Genomic DNA, 20,927 nt, shown 5'->3' on the forward strand with positions numbered 1-20,927 from the left:
GCCGCGAGGCCCCCGGACCCCCTCAGACCCTCCGGGTGGTGCGACATGGGAACGTCACACTTCACTGCGCACCGCCCGGAGTACATACGAAGCACCGCACCGCTCGCGGTCCCTTCACCCGGCAGTACCCCTGCAGAACCCCCCGCCATGAGTACCAGCGGTAACCCCCGCAGTACCCGCAGTACACGCAGTGCACATTTCGCGTCGCCTCGGGCCGTCACCCCGGGTCGTGCAGCCAAACGCACCATCCCAAATCCCGCAGTCTCCAATCCCCACGCGGGTGCCCCTTTGAACCTTGGGAGTTAGGCACCATGACCCAGTCGTCTGTGGAGCCCAAGACCACCGCGGAAGAGGCCGGCGACGGCTCTCGTAACCCCGCCGGGCGTTCTTGGCTCGACCGGTACTTTCACATCACCCATAGAGGATCCAACGTCGGCAACGAGGTTCGTGGCGGTATCACGACCTTCATGGCCATGGCGTACATCCTCCTGCTCAACCCGCTGATCCTCTCCGGCAAGGACGTCGCCGGAAACACCATGGCCCCCGCGGCCCTGATCACCGCCACGGCCTTCGCCGCGGCCCTGACCACGCTCCTGATGGGCTTCGTCGGCAAGGTGCCCCTCGCCCTCGCCGCCGGCCTCTCGGTCTCGGGTGTGCTGGCCTCGCAGGTCGCCCCCCAGATGACCTGGCCGCAGGCCATGGGCATGTGCGTGATGTACGGCGTCGTGATCTGTCTCCTGGTCGTCACCGGCCTCCGAGAGATGATCATGAACGCGATCCCCCTCGCGCTCAAGCACGCCATCACCATGGGCATCGGTCTGTTCGTGGCCCTCATCGGCCTCGTGAAGGCCGGCTTCGTGGGCAAGGGTCCGGAGTTCGGTCCCCCCGTGCAGCTCGGCGCCGTCGGTGAGCTGGCCGGCTGGCCCGTCCTGCTCTTCTGCATCACCCTGCTCGGCATCTTCATGCTCCAGGCCCGCAAGGTCCCCGGCGCGATCCTGATCGGCATCATCGGCGGCACCGTCGTCGCGGCCATCCTGAACGCCATCGTGGACATCGACCCCAAGGCGTGGAAGAACGGCCCGCCGGAGCTCTCCGGCTCCGCAGTCTCGATGCCGGACTTCTCGCTCTTCGGTGACGTCTCCTTCGGCGGCTGGGGCGACGTCAGCGCCATGACGATCGGCATGATCGTCTTCACCCTCGTCCTGGCCGGCTTCTTCGACGCGATGGCCACCATCATCGGCGTCGGCACCGAGGCCAAGCTCGCCGACGACAAGGGCCGCATGCCGGGCCTGTCCAAGGCCCTGTTCATCGACGGCGCCGGTGGCGCCATCGGTGGTGTCGCGGGCGGCTCCGGCCAGACCGTGTTCGTCGAGTCCGCCACCGGCGTCGGTGAGGGTGCCCGCACAGGTCTCGCCTCCGTCGTCACCGGCCTGTTCTTCGCCGCCTGCCTCTTCTTCACCCCCATCACCCAGGTGGTGCCGGGCGAGGTCGCCTCCGCGGCCCTGGTCGTCATCGGCGCGATGATGATGCAGAACGCCCGCCACGTGGACTGGTCCGACAGCGCGACCTCGATCCCGGTCTTCCTGACCGTCGTGATCATGCCGTTCACCTACCAGATCACCGCTGGTGTGGCCGCCGGTGTCATCTCCTACGTGGCCATCAAGGTCGCGCAGGGCAAGGCCCGCGAGATCGGTGCCTTCATGTGGGCCCTGACCGCCATCTTCGTGGTCTTCTTCGCCCTCAACCCGATCGAGGGCTGGCTCGGGGTCCACTGACCCGGCCGGACCTGATCCGCACGAAACACCGCACCTCCACGTATCCGATACTGGAATCCGAACCTCTCCGAGGAGGCCCCCATGCTGGACATCGCCGAAGAACTGAACCGGTGGGTCGAGCAGGGACGTGACTTCGCCGTCGCCACGGTCGTGGCGGTCGGCGGGAGCGCACCCCGGCAGCCCGGAGCGGCCCTCGCCGTGGACAGCGAGGGCACGGCCATCGGTTCGGTTTCCGGTGGATGCGTGGAGGGCGCGGTGTACGAGCTGTGCCAGCAGGCGCTGGAGGACGGCGAGACCGTCCAGGAGCGCTTCGGCTACAGCGACGACGATGCCTTCGCCGTGGGCCTGACCTGCGGCGGCATCATCGACATCCTCGTCACCCCGGTCCCCGTGGGCTCTCCCGCACGGGAGGTGCTCGCGGCGGGCCTCGCCGCGGCGGCGCGCGGCGAGGCCGCGGCCGTGGCCCGGATCGCCGAGGGGCCGGCCGAGCTCATGGGCCGCGCCGTACTCGTCCGTACCGAAGGCGGCCACCAGGGCGGTTTCGGCGGACACCCCGAGCTGGACCGCACCATCGCCGAAGAGGCCCGCGCCATGCTCGACGCCGGCCGGACCGGCGTGCTGGAGGTCGGCGCCGACGGAAGGCTCTGCGGAGAGCCGCTCAAGGTCCTGGTCGAATCCAGCGTCCCGCCGCCGCGGATGATCGTCTTCGGCGCCATCGACTTCGCGTCCGCCCTCGTGCGGATCGGCAAGTTCCTCGGCTACCGGGTGACGCTGTGCGACGCCCGGCCCGTCTTCGCGACGAAGAACCGTTTCCCCGAGGCGGACGAGATCATCGTCGACTGGCCGCACCGCTACCTGGAGGCGCAGTCCTCGGCGGGCGCGGTGGACGGCCGGACCGTCCTGTGCGTGCTCACCCACGACGCCAAGTTCGACGTCCCCCTCCTCGAACTGGCCCTCAGGCTTCCCGTCGCCTACGTGGGGGCCATGGGCTCCCGGCGCACCCACGAGGACCGCAACAAGCGGCTGCGCGAGGTCGGCGTGAGCGAGCTGGAACTGGCCCGGCTGCGCTCCCCGATCGGCCTGGACCTCGGCGCCCGCTCCCCGGAGGAGACCGCGCTGTCCATCGCCGCCGAGATCGTGGCCAACCGGCGCGGCGGCACCGGCGCGGCCCTCACGGGCGCGCACATACCGATCCACCCCGACGTCTCGAACACCGTGATCAGCAGGATCGGCTCGGTCGCTTGAAGAGCGGAAACCGCTGACGGCGGTACGTGAACCGGAAGGGCGCCACCCCATGGGGGTTGCGCCCTTCCGGCGTTCCGCCTATTTTACCGGCCGGTAACAGGAGGATCCCTCTCCATCCCTTCCCCACACCGGAGTTGAACGGATGTCACGTACCCTCCGCACCCTCGGCGCGCTGGCCGCGGCCACCCTGCTCACCGCCGCCGGGCCGGCCGCTGCCGCCCCCGGTGACGACGACGCCCTGCGCGAGGTGCTGTTCGTAGGGAACAACTGGGAGGGGACCGCCGACGTCCTCGCCTCGACCGGCGACCTCGCCCGGATCGGCCGGATCGACGTCATCCCCGACAAGGCCGAGCGCCTGTGGGAGATCCACCTCAATCCGGTCAAGCTCGCCTACTTCCTGGGCATCCGGGAGACCGCCGGCGAGGGCCACGACCAGTTCGTGGACGACATGTACACCACCCCGGACGGCTCCGCGGTCGTCGTCTCCCGCCCCAGCTTCGCCGACGTCGTATCGATCGACGTCGCCTCGGGGCGAATCAACTGGCGCTTCCCCGTGGCCGGTTACCGCTCCGACCACATGGCGGTCTCCCCGGACGGCACCCGGGTCGCGGTCTCGGCCTCCACGGCCAACACCGTGCACGTCCTGGACATCGCCGACGGACGCCAGCTCGGCTCCTTCAAGACCGGGGACAAGCCCCACGAGAACACCTTCACCCGTGACGGCAAGTACCTGTGGAACAGCTCGATCGGCGAGGTGAACACCGCCCTCGACGCACCCTGGCTCGACTGGACGAAGGGCGACCGGAAGATCACCGTGGTCGACGCGCAGACCTTCCGTACCGTCCGGGTGATCGACATGCGGGAGCGGCTGGACGCCTTCGGCCGCCCGGACCTGTCCGACTCGGTGCGGCCGGTGTCCTTCAGCCCCGACGAGTCCAAGCTCTACTTCCAGGTGTCGTTCTTCAACGGCTTCCTGGAGTACGACGTCGCCACCGACCGGATATCCCGCCTCAAGACCCTCCCCGCGAACCCGGCCACCAGCACCGACCGCACCACCTGGGTCAACGACTCCCGCCACCACGGCATGTCCATGAGCCCGGATGGGACCAAGCTCTGCGTGGCGGGCACCATGGACGACTACGCCACCGTCGTGGACCGCGCCACGCTCGCGGAGGGGCCGCTGGTGCCCGCCTCCAAGCCGTACTGGGCGACCGTGAGCGGCGACGGGACGGCCTGCGTGATCTCCGAGAGCGGAGCCGACCGCGTCACGGCCATCGACTTCGCCACGGGCACGGCCCGGGTGTCGGTGCCGGTCGGCGACCACCCGCAGCGCGTCCGGCTCGGCCACGTCCCGGCGGCCTGGCCGGCCGACTAGGTCCTGTGCGGGAACTTCGCGGCAGCGGTCCGGACGGGGACCGCTGCCGCGGGCGCGGGGCGGGCGCGGGGCGGGCGCGGGGCGGACGCGGGGCGGGGCGGACGCGGGGCGAGGGCGGGCGGACGTCAGAGGCCGCGGCCCGCGTAGGCGATCCTCGCCGCGGCCATGCCGAACTCCGAGGACCAGCCCGCCAGGGCCGGCCCGGCGGGCAGCCGGTGCAGGTCTTCCTCGCGGTAACGACGGCACTTCTGGTGCCAGTTGAGGATCCCGGCCAGCCAGTCCTGGAGTTCCCGCACATAGGCGTCGAGCCCGGCGCGGGCCTCCCGGTCCAGCTTCCAGTCGTCGTAGAGCACCGGCAGCTGGGTGGCCACGATGTGCTCGAACTCCTCGGTGCGCTGGGTCATCAGGGCATGGCAGATGCGCAGCGCCTCGGGGTAGCCGATGTCGAAGAAGTTCCGGGTGACGAGCACGTGGTTGTGCACCTCGCCCTCGACCTCGATCTCCTTCTGGTACGAGAAGATGTCGTTGATCAGGCAGGCGGTGTCCATCGCCGCGTTCTCCAGGGAGCGGATCACCCCCGAGGCGTAGATCTCCTCCGGAATGCCCCGGCCCGACAGGCCCAGCCGGCACAGGTACATGGTGAGTTCGCTGCCGAAGGTGTGCCGGCGCATCTCCGCGTAGTCCACCGGGTCCGGGATCCGGTTGGCGATCGAGTTGTCCACCTCCCACACCCAGCTCTCCAGCATGGTGACCAGACAGGTGCGGAACTCCTCCCGGTGCTCGGGGGCCATGGCCGTGGTGGTCCGCACCCACAGGTCGGCGAGCGCCCGCTCCATCGCGGTGAGCGGCTCCGGCTGGTCGGCGTGGTCCACCGGGATCATGGTGATCAGCCGGGCGGTGGCCGCCTTGGCCGCGGGCAGGTTCCTCGGCTGCGCGAACGCCACCGGGTAGTAGTCGTCCCCGTACGTGCCCCAGGTCAGCCAGCAGGCGTTGAGGGCCAGCTGCTCCGCGGTGGCGTCCGGGTCGATCCCGGCCGAGCAGAGCGCGAAGTCGAAGCCCCGCAGCCGCTGTTCGTCCCAGATCGCGGAGGCCGGGTCGCCGGGCTGGGGGTCCACCAGGCCCATCCGGCGGGCCCAGGCGACGGACTCCTCCAGGGCGTGCCGGTGGTGCGGGCTGAGGGACAGCGGGAACGGCATGTAGACGTCGGGGATCACCGACGGGCCGGTCTTCTCGAACGGCACGTGGGTGAAGGAGCGGCGGCGCATCTCGATCGCGCGGGAGGCGAACACCGAGCGCAGGTCCAGGGCCGCGCTGCCCAGCCCGGAAGGCAGGAACGGCAGGGTGAGCGCGGCCGTGGACCGGGCCTCCTTGTTCATGTAGCGGCTGGAGACCATGTGCCACTCGTGTCCGCCGGACTGCCAGTCCTGGAGCCCCTTGGCGTAGGCGAGGACCGCGGCCGCCTCGGCCGGGTCCAGCCCGTGGTCGGCGATCAGCTGCGGGATCTCGGTGAGCGCGGTGTGCTCGAACTGCTGGAGCCGGGAGGTCAGCAGGTCGTTGGAGGCGTCGGCGGCCTCCTGGGTGGAGCAGTCGAGGAAGGTCTCCAGGACCAGGACGGCGTTGGAGAGCTCACCCTCGTCCGCGACCTCGCGCTCGTAGGAGAAGATGTCGTTCCTGATGTGCACGGCGTCGGAGAAGGCGTCGCGCAGCACGCCCAGCGGGCGGGAGCGCGCGATCCGGGCCGGGACCTCGGCGGAGACGTACTCGATCAGGCCGGCCGACCAGGGGGCGCCGCCCACCTTCCGCCGCATCTCGATGTACTCGAGCGGGTTCGCCACGCGCCCGATGTGGATGTTGGCGAGCTCCCACATGGACTCGTTGAGCAGGTTCTTCGTGCTCTCGGAGAACCGTTCCCTCCAGTCCATGGACATGGCCGGTACGGTCCGCTCCCACAGGTCGGCGAGACCGGCCTCCACCGGGTTGGTGGCCTCCGGGAAGCCGTCGGCGAGGTCCATCGGCATGAAGGCGGCGAGCCTTTCGAGGTAGTCGCGGGCGCCTTCGCGGTCCTGGGAGCGCTTGTACATCTCCAGGAAGTGGTCGTCGAAGAAGAACACCCACACGTACCAGTCGGTGACGAGGGACAACGCCTCGCTGTCGCAGTCGGGGTGGGTGTAGGAGCAGAGCAGCGCGTAGTCGTGCGAGTCGAGGTCCCTCTCCTCCCAGACACCGGAACCCTCCAGCATCCCGAGGGCCCGCGCCCACTGCTTGGTGTGGACCCGGGCGTCCTCCAGGTGGGGGTTCAGTCGCGCCGGATAGGGCACGTAGAAATCCGGCAGTTGAAACGGCTGCGTCACGGCTGGGTGAGCCTTTCGTCCATGGGCGCGGGAGCCGGTGGCCCGGCCCCCGCACGAGATCAGCAGTGCCCCTACCCCTGGTGCCATTGGGATAAGGGGGAGTTCACTGCTTCAGGTGACGGAAGGGCTGTTCCGCGGCGTGACGTTCCGCCGGGGGATAGGAGGGGCCGGCGAACGCCGGGCGGACCGGGCCGCCCGGGCGCTCGGTCAGCCGCCGGTTCAGTCCGTCTCGCCCTCGAGGTTGCCCTCCGTGTCCAGGTAGACCTGGCGCAGGGCTTCGAGGATCTGCGGGTCCGGCTTCTCCCACATGCCGCGGGACTCGGCCTCCAGGAGGCGCTCCGCGATGCCGTGCAGGGCCCAGGGGTTGGCCTCCTCCAGGAAGGCGCGGTTCTCCGGGTCCAGGACGTACGTCTCGGTGAGCTTGTCGTACATCCAGTCCGCGACCACGCCCGTCGTGGCGTCGTAGCCGAAGAGGTAGTCCACCGTGGCCGCGAGCTCGAAGGCGCCCTTGTAGCCGTGGCGGCGCATGGCCTCGATCCACTTGGGGTTGACGACGCGGGCGCGGAAGACGCGCGAGGTCTCCTCGACCAGGGTGCGGGTCTTGACCGTCTCCGGGCGGGTGGAGTCGCCGATGTACGCCTCCGGGGCCGTGCCGCGCAGGGCGCGGACCGTGGCCACCATGCCGCCGTGGTACTGGAAGTAGTCGTCCGAGTCGGCGATGTCGTGCTCGCGGGTGTCCGTGTTCTTCGCGGCGACCGTGATGCGCTTGTAGGCCGTCTCCATCTCGTCCCGGGCGGGGCGGCCGTCGAGACCGCGGCCGTACGCGTACCCGCCCCACACCGTGTAGACCTCCGCGAGGTCCGCGTCCGTACGCCAGTCCCGGGAGTCGATCAGCTGGAGGATGCCCGCCCCGTACGTACCCGGGCGCGAGCCGAAGATACGGGTCGTCGCGCGCCGCTCGTCACCGTGCTCGGCCAGGTCCGCCTGGGCGTGGGCCCGGACGAAGTTCTGTCCGGCGGGCTCCTCCAGGGAGGCCGCGAGGCGCACCGCGTCGTCCAGCAGGCCGATCACGTGCGGGAACGCGTCGCGGAAGAAGCCCGAGATGCGCAGGGTGACGTCGATGCGCGGACGGCCCAGCTCCTCCAGCGGGATCGGCTCCAGGCCGGTCACGCGGCGCGAGGCCTCGTCCCAGACGGGCCGGACGCCCAGCAGCGACAGGGCCTCCGCCACGTCGTCGCCGGAGGTGCGCATCGCGCTGGTGCCCCACAGGGACAGGCCGACGGAGGCGGGCCACTCGCCGTTGTCCGTGCGGTAGCGGGTGAGGAGGGACTCGGCGAGGGCCTGTCCGGTCTCCCACGCGAGGCGGGACGGGACGGCCTTCGGGTCCACCGAGTAGAAGTTGCGGCCCGTGGGGAGCACGTTGACGAGGCCGCGCAGCGGCGAGCCGGAGGGGCCCGCCGGGACGAACCGGCCGTCCAGGGCGGAGACCACGTGGGCGATCTCGTCCACCGTGCCGGCCAGCCGCGGGACCACCTCGCGGGCCGCGAAGGACAGCACGTCCGCGACCGGGGCCGGGTGGCCCGCCGCGACCGAAGCCACCGCGTCCAGGGACCAGTTCGCGTCCTCCATCGCCTGGACCAGCGCCCGGGCCGCCTCCTCGACGGCGTCCGCCGAGGTACGGGTGGCCGCGGACTCGTCCAGGCCCAGCGCCTCGCGCAGGCCGGGCAGGGCCGTCGTACCGCCCCAGATCTGACGGGCGCGCAGGATGGCGAGCACCAGGTTGACGCGGGCCGGGCCGGTCGGGGCGCCGCCCAGGACGTGCAGACCGTCGCGGATCTGGGCGTCCTTGACCTCGCACAGCCAGCCGTCGACGTGCAGCAGGAAGTCGTCGAAGCCCTCGTCGTCCGGGCGCTCCTCCAGCCCCAGGTCGTGGTCCAGCTTCGCGGCCTGGATCAGGGTCCAGATCTGCGCGCGGATGGCGGGCAGCTTCGCCGGGTCCATGGCGGAGATCTGGGCGTACTCGTCCAGGTGCTGCTCCAGGCGGGCGATGTCGCCGTACGACTCGGCCCGGGCCATGGGGGGCACGAGGTGGTCGACCAGGGTGGCGTGCACGCGGCGCTTGGCCTGGGTGCCCTCGCCCGGGTCGTTGACCAGGAAGGGGTAGATGAGGGGCAGGTCACCGAGGGCGGCGTCCGGGGCGCAGGACGCGGAGAGCCCCGCGTTCTTGCCGGGCAGCCACTCCAGGTTCCCGTGCTTGCCCAGGTGGATCATCGCGTCGGCGCCGAAGCCGCCGTCCTGCGCGCGCGCCTGGATCCAGCGGTACGCGGCCAGGTAGTGGTGCGAGGGCGGCAGGTCCGGGTCGTGGTAGATCGCGATCGGGTTCTCGCCGAAGCCGCGCGGCGGCTGGATCAGGATCAGCAGGTTCCCGCGGCGCAGGGCCGCCAGGACGATGTCGCCCTCCGGGTTGGCCGAGTGGTCCACGAACATGGAACCGGGGGCCTCGCCCCAGTGCGTCTCGACGCTCTCGCGCAGATCGGCCGGGAGCTGGGCGAACCAGCGCCGGTAGTCGGCGGCCGGGATCCGGACCGGGTTGCGGGCCAGCTGCTCCTCGGTGAGCCACTCCTGGTCGTGGCCGCCGGCCTCGATCAGGGCGCGGATCAGCTCGTCGCCGTCACCGGAGACGAGGCCCGGGATGTCCTCGACGGGGCCGAAGTCGTAGCCGCCGGCGATCAGCGTGCGCAGCAGCTCCACGGCGCTGGCCGGGGTGTCGAGCCCGACCGCGTTGCCGATGCGGGAATGCTTCGTCGGGTACGCGGACAGGACCAGCGCGACCTTCTTGTCGCGGCGGTCGATGTGGCGCAGGCGCGCGTGGCGTACGGCGATCCCCGCGACCCGGGCGGCCCGCTCGGGGTCGGCCACGTACGCGGGCAGGCCGTCCTCGTCGAGCTCCTTGAAGGAGAACGGGACGGTGATCAGGCGGCCGTCGAACTCGGGCACGGCCACCTGGGTGGCGGCGTCGAGGGGGGACAGCCCCTCGTCGTTCTCCTCCCAGTTGCTGCGCGAGCCCGTCAGGCACAGCGCCTGGAGGATCGGCACGCCGAGCGAGGCGAGCGCGCCGGCGTCCCAGGACTCGTCGTCCCCGCCCGCCGAAGCGGTGGCGGGCTTGGTGCCGCCGGCCGCGAGCACGGTGGTGACGACCGCGTCGACGCCCTCCAGCTCCGTCAGCAGCTCCGGCTCGGGGGTGCGCAGGGAGGACACGTAGAGGGGGAGCGCCTGCGCGTCATGCGCCTCGATGGCCTCGCACAGGGTGTGCACGAAGGCGGTGTTGCCGCTCATCTGGTGGGCGCGGTAGTAGAGCACGGCGACCCGGGGGCCGGTGGTGTGCCGCGGGGTGCGCTCCAGGGGGCCCCAGGTGGGGGAGGCGGCGGGCGGCTCGAAGCCGTGGCCGGTGAGCAGGACGGTGTCCGAGAGGAACCGGGCCAGCTGCTCCAGGTTGGCGGGGCCGCCGTGCGCGAGGTAGCCGTGGGCCTCGGCCGCGATGCCGATCGGGACCGTGGAGGCCTCCATCAGCTGGGCGTCCGGAGCCTGTTCGCCGGTCAGGACCACGACCGGGCGGGTCTGGCCGGGGGCCAGGAGCAGGTCGAGGCCGTCCTGCCAGGCGCGCAGGCCGCCGAGGAGGCGTACGACGACCAGGCCGACTCCGTCGAGGAGGCCGGGGAGGTCGTCCAGGGGAAGGCGGGAGGGGTTCGCGAACCGGTACGGCACGGGGCCGTCCGCCGTGTTCGCGGCGCGGGCGCTGAGCAGATCGGTGTCGGACGTCGACAGCAGCAGGATCATGCGGCGGCAGGCCTTCCTCGGGGTTTCCGCGCCCCGGGCAGTGAGGACAGCGGGAGTTCCTGACTCACCCGGCGGATCGCTCCGCGAGGTTCACAGTGGCGGGACCGCGCCGGAATCGCACCGGGCTTCCTCCCATGTCGCCGTCCTCGGCGATGACGGGCCGAATGGCCCGTCGGGAGGTCATCTTAGGTGGCGTTTTCCCAGGCCGGCTGTACGGGGGCGCTGCGCCGGCTCGGGCGGTTGTGTGGTGGGGCGGCGCGTGCGGTCGCGCTGCGCTGGCTTGGGCGGTTTTGCCGTCTGGTGCGGTGCTTTGGCGTGGCGCTTTGCTGGCTTGGGCGTCTGCGTTTGGGTGCGGCGCCGTTGCCGGGGTTCTGCGGTCGCGCTGCGCTGGCTGGGCGGATTGGGGGCTTGGGTGCGGCGCCGTTGCCGGGGCTCTGCGGTCGCGCTGCGCTGGCTGGGCGGATTGGGGGCTTGGGTGCGGCGCCGTTGCCGGGGCTCTGCGGTCGCGCTGCGCTGGCTGGGCGGATTCGGGGCTTGGGTGCGGCGCCGTTGCCCGGGGCTCTGCCCCGGACCCTGCGCCTCAAACGCCGGCGGGGCTGGAATGGCCGGGGCTTCGGCCCAGTCAGGGGGCGGGGCTGGAATGGTCCGGGGCCGGAATGGTCCGGGGCTTCGGCCCGGTCAGGGGGTGGGGTGGGAATCGTGGGTATGCTCGCGGCCATGTCCAAGCCGCCCTCCGCCGTATCGCGGGACGAACCCGTCATACGGGACCGGGGTGACGCCTGTCCGGGCGCGCTGCGCCTGCACGCGGCCGACGACGGGTTCCTCGCGCGGGTCCGGATCCCCGGCGGGCTGCTCGCCGCCCGGCAGGCCGCCGCCCTCGGGCTCGCCGCCGACCGGTTCGGCGACGGGCACCTGGAGCTCACCTCGCGCGGCAACGTGCAATTGCGCGGCCTCCGCGAGGGGTGCGGCGCCGGGCTGGCCGAGCTGCTGGACTCCGTCGGGCTGCTGCCCGCGCCCTCGCACGAGCGGATCCGGAACATCGTCGCCAGCCCGCTGGCGGACCCCGCCCCGGTACGCGCCCTGGACCGGGAGCTGTGCGCCGACCCCGAGGCTGCGGCGCTCTCCGGCCGGTTCCTGTTCGCCGTGGACGACGGGCGCGGGGACGTGGCCGCCCTCGGCCCCGATGTGACCCTCCTCGCGCAGCCGGGCGGGCGGGTGCTGATCCGGCTCGGCGCGTCGCCGGACGCCGCCGAGGTGGCCGCCGCCGATGCCGCGCGGGCCGCGCTGGAGGCCGCCCACCACTTCCTCGACGCCGCGGCCGCCGCCGGCACCCGGGCCTGGCGGATCGCCGAACTGCCCGCCGAACACGCTCTGGACGGCCAGGAGTTCACCGCCCGCCTGGCCCGCCGGGGCATCCCCGCCCGGTACGTCCCCGACGCGCCCCGCCCGTACGCGGACCCGCCCGCGCCCGGGGCGCACGGGGACGCGCTCTGCGTCCTGGTCCCGCTCGGCCGGCTCAGCACCGAGCAGTGGCGGGAGCTGCCCGGCGAGCTGCGGATCACGCCGTGGCGCAGCATCCTCGTCACCGCCCCGGCCGGCGCCCGCCCCGCCGGGCTCGTCACCGCGCCGGGCAGTGCCTGGGAGTCCGTCACCGCCTGTACGGGCCGGCCCGGCTGCGCCAAGTCCCTCGCCGACGTACGCGCCGACGCGCGGGCCGTCGCCGAGCGGGCGCGGGGGCCGCTGCCCGTCCACTGGTCCGGCTGCGAACGCCGCTGCGGGCACCCCCGCGGTACGGCCTGGGTGGACCTGGTGGCCACGCCCGACGGGTACCGGCTCGGCGCGGACCCGGTGGCACCCCACGAACTCGCCGCGGCCCTCGCCGCCGCGCGCAACCAACCCCGAGTGTCCGAAGCCGCAGTGAAGAAATGAGCGAGTACACCGTGTTCGAGTACGAGAAGGACGGCGCCGCGATCTACCGCCAGTCCTTTGCCACGATCCGCGCCGAGGCGGACCTTTCGAGGCTGCCCGCCTCGGTCGCCCAGGTCGCGGTGCGCATGATTCACGCCTGTGGCATGACCGACCTCCCGAAGGACCTGGGGTACACCCCGGAGGTGGTGCTGCGGGCCCGCGCGGCCCTGGAGGCCGGCGCGCCGATCCTGTGCGACGTGCAGATGGTCGCGAGCGGGGTCACCCGTAAGCGGCTGCCCGCGGACAACGACGTGATCTGCACCCTCTCCGACCCGGCCGTGCCGGAACTCGCCGCGAAGATGGGCACCACCCGCAGCGCCGCCGCGCTCGAAGTCTGGCGTGACCGGGGCCTGTTGGAGGGCTCCGTGATCGCCGTCGGCAACGCGCCCACCGCGCTCTTCCGGCTGCTGGAGATGATCGAGGAGGGCGCCCCGCGCCCGGCCGCCGTCATCGGCGTACCCGTCGGCTTCATCGGCGCCGCCGAGTCCAAGGACGCCCTCGCCGCGCACCCCTCCGGCCTCGACCACCTGATCGTGCGGGGCCGGCGCGGCGGCAGCGCCATCGCGGCCGCCGCCGTCAACGCCATCGCGAGCGTGGCCGAATGAGCGACACCGTCAAGGGGCGCCTGTACGGGGTCGGCCTCGGGCCCGGCGACCCGAACCTGATGACCCTGCGCGCCGTCCAGGTGATCGGCGAGGCCGATGTCGTCGCCTACCACAGCGCCCGCCACGGCCGTTCCATCGCCCGCTCGATCGCGGCGGGCCACCTGCGCGCGGACCACATCGAGGAGCCGCTGGTCTACCCGGTCACCACCGAGACCACCGACCACCCCGGCGGCTACCAGGGCGCGATGGAGGAGTTCTACGAGTCCGCCGCGGCCCGCCTGGCCGCGCACCTGGACGCCGGCCGGACCGTGGCCGTCCTCGCGGAGGGCGACCCGCTCTTCTACAGCTCGTACATGCACATGCACAAGCGGCTCGCGGACCGGTACGAGACCGAGGTCATCCCCGGTGTCACCTCCGTCAGCGCCGCCGCGGCCCGGCTCGGCACCCCGCTCGTGGAGGGCGAGGAGGTGCTGACCATCCTCCCCGGCACCCTGCCCGAGGAGGAGCTCGCCGCCCGTCTCGCCGCCACCGACTCGGCGGTCGTGATGAAGCTCGGCCGCACCTTCCCCGCCGTGCGCGGTGCGATGGCCAGCAGTGGCCGGCTCGCCGAGGCCCGCTACGTCGAGCGCGCCACCATGGCGGGCGAGCGGACCGGGCTGCTCGGCGACACCGACCCGCAGAGCGTGCCGTACTTCGCCGTCGCGGTCGTCCCCAGCCGCATCGGCAACCCGGGCCAGGTGCCGTCCGGCCCCGGCGAGGTCGTGGTCGTCGGCACCGGTCCGGCGGGGCCGCTGTGGCTCACCCCGCAGACCCGGCGGGCGCTCGCCGACGCCGAGGTGCTCGTCGGCTACACGACGTACCTGGACCGGGTCCCCGTGAAGCCGGGCCAGATCCGGCACGGCTCCGACAACAAGGTGGAGTCGGAGCGGGCCGAGTTCGCCCTCGACCTCGCCCGGCGCGGCAAGCGGGTGGCCGTGGTCTCCGGTGGCGACCCCGGGGTCTTCGCCATGGCCACGGCGGTCCTGGAAGTCGCGGGGCAGGCGGAGTACAAGGACGTGCCCGTACGGGTCCTGCCGGGGGTGACGGCCGCCAACGCGGCGGCCGCCGCGGCGGGCGCCCCCCTCGGCCACGACTACGCCACCATCTCGCTGTCCGACCGGCTCAAGCCGTGGGAGGTCATCGCGGAGCGGCTGCGCGCGGCCGCCGCCGCCGACCTGGTGCTCGCCCTCTACAACCCCGGCTCGCGCAGCCGTACCTGGCAGGTGGCCCAGGCCCGTGAGCTGCTGCTGGAGCTGCGCGCGCCCGAGACCCCGGTGGTCGTCGCCCGCGACGTGGGCGGCCCGGAGCAGTCGGTGCGGATCGTCACCCTCGCCGGGCTGGAGCCGTCCGAGGTGGACATGCGCACGATCCTGCTGGTCGGCTCCTCGCAGACCCAGGTCACCGAGCGGGCCGACGGGTCCAGGCTCACCTGGACGCCGCGCCGCTACCCGTGACCGGGTGAGGCGGAGCGGTACGCGGGGAAGGCCCGGTGCGAGGACCGCACCGGGCCTTACCCGTCCGGTGGCGCCTCAGCCGGATCCGGGCGCACCGGCCCCCGCAGCCGCGGCACGGGCCAGGCGGAACAGCACGTTGGGACGCAGCGGTCCTTCGGGCGCGCCGGGGTCGTCGAAGTCGCCGGCCGGGTCCCGGCTCATCCCGATCCGCCGCATCACCGCCTGGGAGCGGAGATTGCCGGCCGTCGTCACGGCGAGGACCTCGGGAAGCCCGAGCGCGTCGAAGCCGTGCTCCAGGACCGCCCGTGCCGCCTCGGTGGCGTAGCCCTGTCCCCAGGCCGCCCGGGCGAGCCTCCAGCCGATCTCCACCCCGGTGAACGGCATGCCGTCGTCCACGTCGTCCATGCCCGCGAAGCCGATGAACTCACCCGTCGCCCGGACCTCGACGGCCCACCAGCCGTACCCCCGCCGGTCGAACGCGGCCCGGAACCGCACCATGGAGGCCTCGCTCTGCTCACGGGTGAGCAGGTCGCCCAGGTGCTGCCGCACCTCGGGATCGGCGTTCATCGCCGCCCAGGGTTCGAGGTCGGCATCGCGCCATGGACGCAGGACGAGACGGTCGGTGTGCAGTTCGGTCATGCCGCCCACCCAACGTGAACCCTCCCCATGGGGCAATGCCTTTTCCCGAGGGCAGAACCGGCGAACCTTCCCGGTCACAGCGCTAGCTGCCCGTGCCGAGCCAGTCCAGGACGACCTCGACCGAGTCGGTCTCCGGTACGCCCGCGGGTACCGCCGGGCGGCGCACCACGAGGACCGGGATGCGGGCCTCGCGGGCGGCCGCCAGTTTCGGGGCGGTGGCCGAGCCGCCGCTGTCCTTGGTGACGAGCACGTCGATCCGGTGGCGGGCGAGCAGCTCCCGCTCGTCGGCCAGGGCGAACGGGCCCCGGGCCAGCAGCACTTCCAGGCGCGGCGGCACGGGACCCTCCGGCGGGTCCACCGACCGCACCAGGAACCAGGTGTCGGTCAGGTGCGCGAAGGTGTGCAGGCCCATCCGCCCGGTGGTCAGGAAGGCCCGGCCGCCGAGCCCGGGCAGCGCCGCGGCCGCCTCTTCGAGGGACCCGGCGAACCGCCAGTCGTCGCCGGGGCCCGGGGTCCAGCCGGGGCGGCGCAGCGCCAGCGTGGGGACGCCGGTGAGAGCCTCGGCCTCGGCGGCGTTGAAGCTGATCCGCTCCGCGAAGGGGTGGGTGGCGTCGACCACGTGCGTGACCCCGGACCCGACGATCCAGCCCGCGAGTCCGGCGACGCCGCCGAAGCCGCCGACGCGGGTGCCGCCCGGCGGGAGGAGGGGTGCGGCGACCCGCCCCGCGAGCGAGGTCGTCACCTGGCACGAGGGATGGTGCTCCAGCGCCTCCGCGAGGCGGCGGGCCTCCGTGGTGCCGCCGAGGATCAGGACGTGCCGGGCCGGCCCGCGGCCGGGGCTCCGCTCAGCAGGCATGCCGGTCGCGCTCGGGGGAGTACAGGTGGCTGTCGCGGAACTGCTCGGCCCCCAAGGTGCGGCCGACCAGGATGACGGCCGTGCGGACCAGGCCCGCGGCCTTCACCTGGGCGGCGATGTCGGCCAGGGTGCCGCGCAGGACCAGCTCGTCGGGGCGGCTGGCCATCGCCACCACCGCCACCGGGCACTCGGCCCCGTAGTGCGGCAGCAGCTCGTCCACGACCCGGTCCACGTAGCGGGTGGCCAGGTGCAGCACCAGCAGCGCGCCGCTGCGGCCCAGGGTGGCCAGGTCCTCGCCGGGCGGCATCGGGGTGGCCTGCTGGGCGATCCGGGTCAGGATCACCGTCTGGCCGACCGTCGGCACCGTCAGCTCCCGCTTCAGCGCGGCGGCGGCCGCGGCGAAGGCAGGCACGCCGGGGACGACCTCGTAGGGGATGCCGGCCGCGTCGAGCCGGCGCATCTGCTCCGCGACCGCGCTGAAGATCGACGGGTCGCCGGAGTGCAGCCGGGCGACGTCCTGGCCCGCCGCGTGGGCCCGTACGCACTCGGCGACGATCTCGTCCAGGTTCAGCTGCGAGGTGTCGACCAGACGCGCGTCCGGCGGGCACTCGGCGAGCAGTTCGCGCGGGACGAGGCTGCCCGCGTACAGGCAGACCGGGGCCGCGGCCAGGGTCCGGGCACCGCGCACCGTGATCAGGTCGGCAGCGCCGGGGCCCGCACCGATGAAGTACACGGTCATGTCTGATTTTTCTCCTTCGTCACTGACCACTGGGTGACCGGCATGGCCTGCCGCCAGCCCGTGAAGCCCCCGACCGGCACGGCGTGCGCGACGGACAGTTTCACCAGTTCGCCGCCGTGGCGCCGGTAGCGGTCGGTGAGGACCGCCTCCGACTCCAGGGTGACGGTGTTGACCACCAGCCGGCCGCCGGGGGCCAGCGCGGCCCAGGCCGCGTCCAGCAGGCCCGGCGCGGTCAGCCCGCCGCCGATGAACACCGCGTCGGGGGCGGGCAGTCCGGTGAGCGCGTCCGGCGCGGCGCCGGTCACCACGCGCAGGCCGGGCACCCCGAGCGCCGCCGCGTTACGGGTGATCCGCGCGGCCCGTTCCGGTACCCGCTCCACGGCCACCGCCCGGCAGGAGGGGTGCGTGCGCATCCACTCGATGCCGATGGAACCGGAACCGCCGCCGATGTCCCACAGCAGCTCACCGGGCGCGGGGGCCAGCGCGCACAGGGTCGCGGCCCGGACGCGGCGCTTGGTGAGCTGCCCGTCGTGCTCGTAGGCGGTGTCCGGCAGACCCGGGGTCGCGCCGAGGCGGGGCGCGCGCGCCTGCGGGTCCCGGCGGCAGTCCACGGCCACCACGTTCAGGGGGTCGCCGGGCACGTGGTCCCAGCCGTCCGCCCGGCCCTCGTACGCGTCCTCGCGCTCGGAGCCGAGCTGCTCCAGCACCCGCATCCGGCTCGGGCCGAAGCCCCGCTCCCGCAGCAGGGCGGCGATCTCGCCCGGGGAGCCCGCGCCCGCGCTCAGCACCAGCACCCGCCGCCCCTCGTACAGCGCGGCCGCCAGCCGGGCCACCGGGCGGCCGACCACGGTGACCACCTCGGTGTCCTCCACCGGCCAGCCCAGGCGGGCGCAGGCGTACGACACCGAGGAGGGGTGCGGGTGGACCCGCAGGGCTTCGGGCCCCAGCTCCTCGGCGAGGGCGCGGCCGATCCCGTAGAACATGGGGTCGCCGCTGGCCAGCACGGCGATCCGGCGGCCGGCGTGCTCGGCGGTCAGCTTGGGTACGGCCGGCCGCAGCGGGCTCGGCCAGGCCACCCGCTCGCCCCCGCACTCGGCGGGCGGCAGCAGGTCCAGCTGGCGCGGCCCGCCGATCAGCACCTCGGCGGAGGCCAGCGCGGACCGCGCGACGGCGGTGAGCCCGGCCCAGCCGTCGGCGCCGAGGCCGACGACCGTCACGGGTACGGGGGGCGGTGCGGAGCTCACTGCGCGGTACCTCGGGGAACGGAAGCGGAAGGGGAAGGGGAACGAAAGCGGCGTGAAGCGGAAGCAGAAGAGGGAAGACGGACTCGCAGCCTACTGGCCGTCAACCCGGTACCCGCCCCCGCCCCCGGTACGGGACCGGTCTACCCTCGGGGACCCACAGTGTCGCGAGGGAGCTGCCATGCCCGGCTGGAACGCCACGAACATCCCCGACCAGAGCGGCCGCACCGCCGTCGTGACCGGGGCCAACAGCGGGATCGGCTACGTGACCGCCCGGGAGCTCGCCCGGCGCGGCGCCTTCGTGGTGCTGGCCTGCCGCAGCGCCGCGCGCGGGAAGGCCGCGGAGGTGCGGCTGCGCACCGAAGTGACCGGCGCCCAGGTGGAGTTCGCCGCTCTCGACCTCGCCGACCTGGCCTCCGTACGGGAGTTCGCCAAGGCCTACGGGCAGCGCCGCGACACGCTGGACCTGCTGGTCAACAACGCGGGTGTGATGGCGCTGCCGTACGGGCGCACCGCCGACGGGTTCGAGACCCAGTTCGGCGTCAACCACCTCGGACACTTCGCCCTGACCGGTCTGCTGCTGCCGAGGCTGCGGGCGGCGGCCTCCGGTGCCCGGATCGTGAACGTCTCCAGCGGATTCCACGTGCTCGGCGACATCGACCGCACCGCCCTGGCGGCCCTCGACGCGGGCGGCGAGCAGGGCTACCGCCGCTGGGTCGCCTACGGCCGCTCCAAGACCGCCAACCTGCTCTTCACCCACGAGCTGTCCCGGCGCCTCAGCGCCGCGGGCTCCACGATCACCGCCGCCGCGGCCCACCCGGGCTACGCCTCCAGCAACCTGCACGCCGGCGCGGCCACGCTGGAGGGCCCCACCCTCAACTCGCGCGTGGCGGCCTTCGGCAACGCGGTCGTCGCGCAGCCCGCCGCCAGGGGCGCGCTGCCCACCCTCTACGCGGCCACCGCGCCCGGGGTCCGGCCGGACGCGTTCATCGGTCCGCGGTTCGGCTGGCGCGGAGCGCCGGTGCGGTCCTGGCGGGCGAAGCGGACCCTCGACGACACCTCGGGCGAGCTGCTCTGGACGGCCTCGGAGAAGTTCACAGGAGTCTCGTACGCATCCTGAAGGCCGTCCCGACGGTGCTCTGCCCCTGACGCCCGCGGCCACCGCCCCGGCCGGGCGCCCCGTGTGAGCCCGTCCGCCCCCGGGGTGCCTCCGTCCGCCCCGGCCGGGACCTGACCCGCGCGGACCGGCGGGCCGGACACTCGGGGGATGGACGACGACGATACGGACAACCACCCACAAGCCCACGACCACGCGGTGGTCCTCGGGGCGGGCCTGGCCGGGCTGCTGGCGGCGCGGGTGCTCGCGGACCGGTTCGCGCGGGTGACCCTGGTCGAGCGGGACGAACTGCCGGAGGACGGCCCGGCCTTCCGGCCGGGGGTCCCGCAGTCACGGCACGTGCACGTGCTCTGGTCGCGGGGGCTGGAGCTGATCGAGGAGCTGCTGCCCGGGGTCACCGACAGACTGCTGGGCGCGGGGGCCGCCCTGCTGGAGTCCCCGGGGGACTTCCTCTGGCTGAGCCCGGCGGACTGGTTCCGTCCGGTGCCCGGCACCGAAGTCCTGCTGGCCGACCGGGAGCTGATCGACTGGACGGTCCGCAGGGAGGTCCTGCGGCACGAGCGGATCCGGCTGCGGACCGGCAGCACCGTCACCGGGCTCGTCGGCGCGCCGGACGGGCGCTCGGTGACCGGGGTGGAGTTCCGCCACGGCGAGCCGCTCGCGGCACGGTTCGTGGTCGACGCGACGGGACGCACCTCCAAGGCCCCGGCCTGGCTCGCCGCCCTCGGCGTCCCGGCGCCGGAGGTCACCCGGTACGACTCCGGCCTGGGGTATTCCAGCCGCTACTTCGAGATACCGCCCGATCCCGCCCGGCGCTGGCAGGGGGTGTACGTCCAGGGCCGCCCCGACAGCCCGCGCGGCGCGGTGCTCGTACCGCTGGACCGCGCCCGGTGGCTGGTGACGCTCATCGGCAACGGCGAGCACGCCCCGCCCACCGACGACGAGGGGTTCCTCGGCTTCACCCGCAGCCTGCGCAGCCCGGCGCTCTACGACGCCTTGCGCGAGGCGAAACCGCTCTCCGCGGCCACCGGTTTCCGCGCCACCGCGAACGAATGGCTGCACTACGAGCGCCTGGACCGCTGGCCCGCGGGGTTCGTGGTCCTCGGCGACGCGGCCTGCCGGCTGAACCCGGTGTACGGGCACGGGATGACGGTGGCCGCACTGGAGGCGGACGCCCTGCGCAAGGAGATCCGCGGCCTGGACACGGGGAGCGTCCCGGCCGCCGCCCGCCGGATCCAGCGCCGGACGGTGGCCGCCGCCCAGACGGCCTGGCAGATCGCCACCAGCGAGGACATGCGGTACCCGGGGACCGAGGGCCCGCCGCCGGACCGGGCCACCCGGATCCTCCAGCGCTACATGTCACGGGTGATGGTGGGCGCCAATACCGACCCCGCCGTCTCCGGCCGGTTCTTCGGGGTGCTGTCCCTGGCCGCCCCGCCGAGCGCCCTGCTCACCCCGGCCACGGTCATCCGCGTCCTGTCGAAGTGGCGCCGGCCGACCTCCCCGGCCACCGCCGCCTACCCGCCCCACCACCGCCCGCCGGCCGGCCGGGACTCCGACGACAGCCGCTAGGGGGTGTCCGGTGGATCATGGCCGGGCCCGGGTCGGCTGGCACCGCGGCTTGCCGCGTTGTCGTCGGTCGCCGACGCTCCGCGTCGACTCCCTCCTCCGCCTTGCAATCCACGG

Annotated in this window: 14 protein-coding genes and 1 riboswitch; of the genes, 8 read left to right on the plus strand and 6 right to left on the minus strand. The window is 73.4% G+C overall.

Annotated features, from left to right (window positions below):
- Positions 1-311 precede the first annotated feature (311 nt).
- The 3 genes from AB0D94_RS19325 to AB0D94_RS19335 all read left to right on the plus strand — a co-directional run bounded on the left by AB0D94_RS19325 (position 312) and on the right by AB0D94_RS19335 (position 4,395).
- A complete protein-coding gene (locus AB0D94_RS19325; RefSeq protein WP_362052992.1) occupies positions 312-1,775 on the plus strand; it encodes an NCS2 family permease in 1,464 nt (487 codons plus the stop codon).
- Positions 1,776-1,856: 81 nt separating this feature from the next.
- Positions 1,857-3,020 carry an XdhC/CoxI family protein gene (locus tag AB0D94_RS19330; RefSeq protein ID WP_362052995.1) on the plus strand — a complete coding sequence of 388 codons (1,164 nt, stop codon included), beginning with the start codon at positions 1,857-1,859 and terminating at the stop codon, positions 3,018-3,020.
- A 142-nt stretch (positions 3,021-3,162) separates the two neighbouring features.
- The gene (locus tag AB0D94_RS19335; RefSeq protein ID WP_362052998.1) at positions 3,163-4,395 is read left to right on the plus strand and encodes a YncE family protein; all 1,233 of its coding nucleotides are present in this window, start codon (positions 3,163-3,165) and stop codon (positions 4,393-4,395) included.
- A 125-nt stretch (positions 4,396-4,520) separates the two neighbouring features.
- Here AB0D94_RS19335 and AB0D94_RS19340 read toward each other — a convergent pair whose 3' ends face one another.
- Together AB0D94_RS19340 and cobN are read right to left on the minus strand one after the other, a co-directional pair.
- Positions 4,521-6,746: a germacradienol/geosmin synthase gene (locus AB0D94_RS19340; RefSeq protein ID WP_362053001.1), complete on the minus strand. Its 2,226-nt coding sequence runs from the start codon at positions 6,744-6,746 to the stop codon at positions 4,521-4,523.
- 219 nt (positions 6,747-6,965) lie between these two features.
- Positions 6,966-10,583, minus strand: coding sequence for a cobaltochelatase subunit CobN (gene cobN / locus AB0D94_RS19345; protein WP_362053004.1), 3,618 nt, complete (start codon positions 10,581-10,583; stop codon positions 6,966-6,968).
- Between the two features lie 32 nt (positions 10,584-10,615).
- Positions 10,616-10,773, minus strand: a riboswitch (cobalamin riboswitch).
- 527 nt (positions 10,774-11,300) lie between these two features.
- Here cobN and AB0D94_RS19350 point away from each other — a divergent pair.
- Genes AB0D94_RS19350 through AB0D94_RS19360 form a run of 3 tightly spaced genes read left to right on the plus strand, consistent with a single transcriptional unit; the run spans position 11,301 to position 14,649 of the window.
- Complete coding sequence (locus AB0D94_RS19350; protein WP_362053007.1) at positions 11,301-12,512, plus strand: cobalamin biosynthesis protein CobG; 1,212 nt, start codon at positions 11,301-11,303, stop codon at positions 12,510-12,512.
- Entirely contained in the window at positions 12,509-13,156 is a 648-nt protein-coding gene (locus AB0D94_RS19355) for a precorrin-8X methylmutase (protein ID WP_362053010.1), read from the plus strand. Before AB0D94_RS19350 ends, AB0D94_RS19355 begins: the two co-directional genes overlap by 4 nt.
- A complete protein-coding gene (locus AB0D94_RS19360; RefSeq protein ID WP_362053013.1) occupies positions 13,153-14,649 on the plus strand; it encodes a precorrin-2 C(20)-methyltransferase in 1,497 nt (498 codons plus the stop codon). The genes AB0D94_RS19355 and AB0D94_RS19360 overlap by 4 nt, the downstream gene beginning before the upstream one ends.
- A gap of 75 nt (positions 14,650-14,724) precedes the next feature.
- Here AB0D94_RS19360 and AB0D94_RS19365 read toward each other — a convergent pair whose 3' ends face one another.
- The 4 genes from AB0D94_RS19365 to cbiE all read right to left on the minus strand — a co-directional run bounded on the left by AB0D94_RS19365 (position 14,725) and on the right by cbiE (position 18,127).
- A complete protein-coding gene (locus AB0D94_RS19365) occupies positions 14,725-15,288 on the minus strand; it encodes a GNAT family N-acetyltransferase (RefSeq protein WP_362053016.1) in 564 nt (187 codons plus the stop codon).
- Positions 15,289-15,370: 82 nt separating this feature from the next.
- Positions 15,371-16,144: a cobalt-precorrin-6A reductase gene (locus AB0D94_RS19370; protein WP_362053019.1), complete on the minus strand. Its 774-nt coding sequence runs from the start codon at positions 16,142-16,144 to the stop codon at positions 15,371-15,373.
- Positions 16,134-16,883: a precorrin-4 C(11)-methyltransferase gene (gene cobM, locus AB0D94_RS19375; protein WP_362053022.1), complete on the minus strand. Its 750-nt coding sequence runs from the start codon at positions 16,881-16,883 to the stop codon at positions 16,134-16,136. Before cobM ends, AB0D94_RS19370 begins: the two co-directional genes overlap by 11 nt.
- A complete protein-coding gene (gene cbiE / locus AB0D94_RS19380) occupies positions 16,880-18,127 on the minus strand; it encodes a precorrin-6y C5,15-methyltransferase (decarboxylating) subunit CbiE (protein WP_362053025.1) in 1,248 nt (415 codons plus the stop codon). Before cbiE ends, cobM begins: the two co-directional genes overlap by 4 nt.
- 178 nt (positions 18,128-18,305) lie before the next feature.
- Between cbiE and AB0D94_RS19385 the strand changes: the two genes are divergently transcribed.
- Both AB0D94_RS19385 and AB0D94_RS19390 read left to right on the plus strand, forming a co-directional pair.
- Complete coding sequence (locus AB0D94_RS19385; RefSeq protein ID WP_362053028.1) at positions 18,306-19,244, plus strand: oxidoreductase; 939 nt, start codon at positions 18,306-18,308, stop codon at positions 19,242-19,244.
- Between the two features lie 147 nt (positions 19,245-19,391).
- Positions 19,392-20,813, plus strand: coding sequence for a hypothetical protein (locus AB0D94_RS19390; RefSeq protein WP_362053031.1), 1,422 nt, complete (start codon positions 19,392-19,394; stop codon positions 20,811-20,813).
- Positions 20,814-20,927 lie beyond the last annotated feature (114 nt).

Origin of the sequence: Streptomyces sp. NPDC048255 (assembly GCF_040652415.1) — a bacterium.
Lineage (GTDB): Bacteria > Actinomycetota > Actinomycetes > Streptomycetales > Streptomycetaceae > Streptomyces.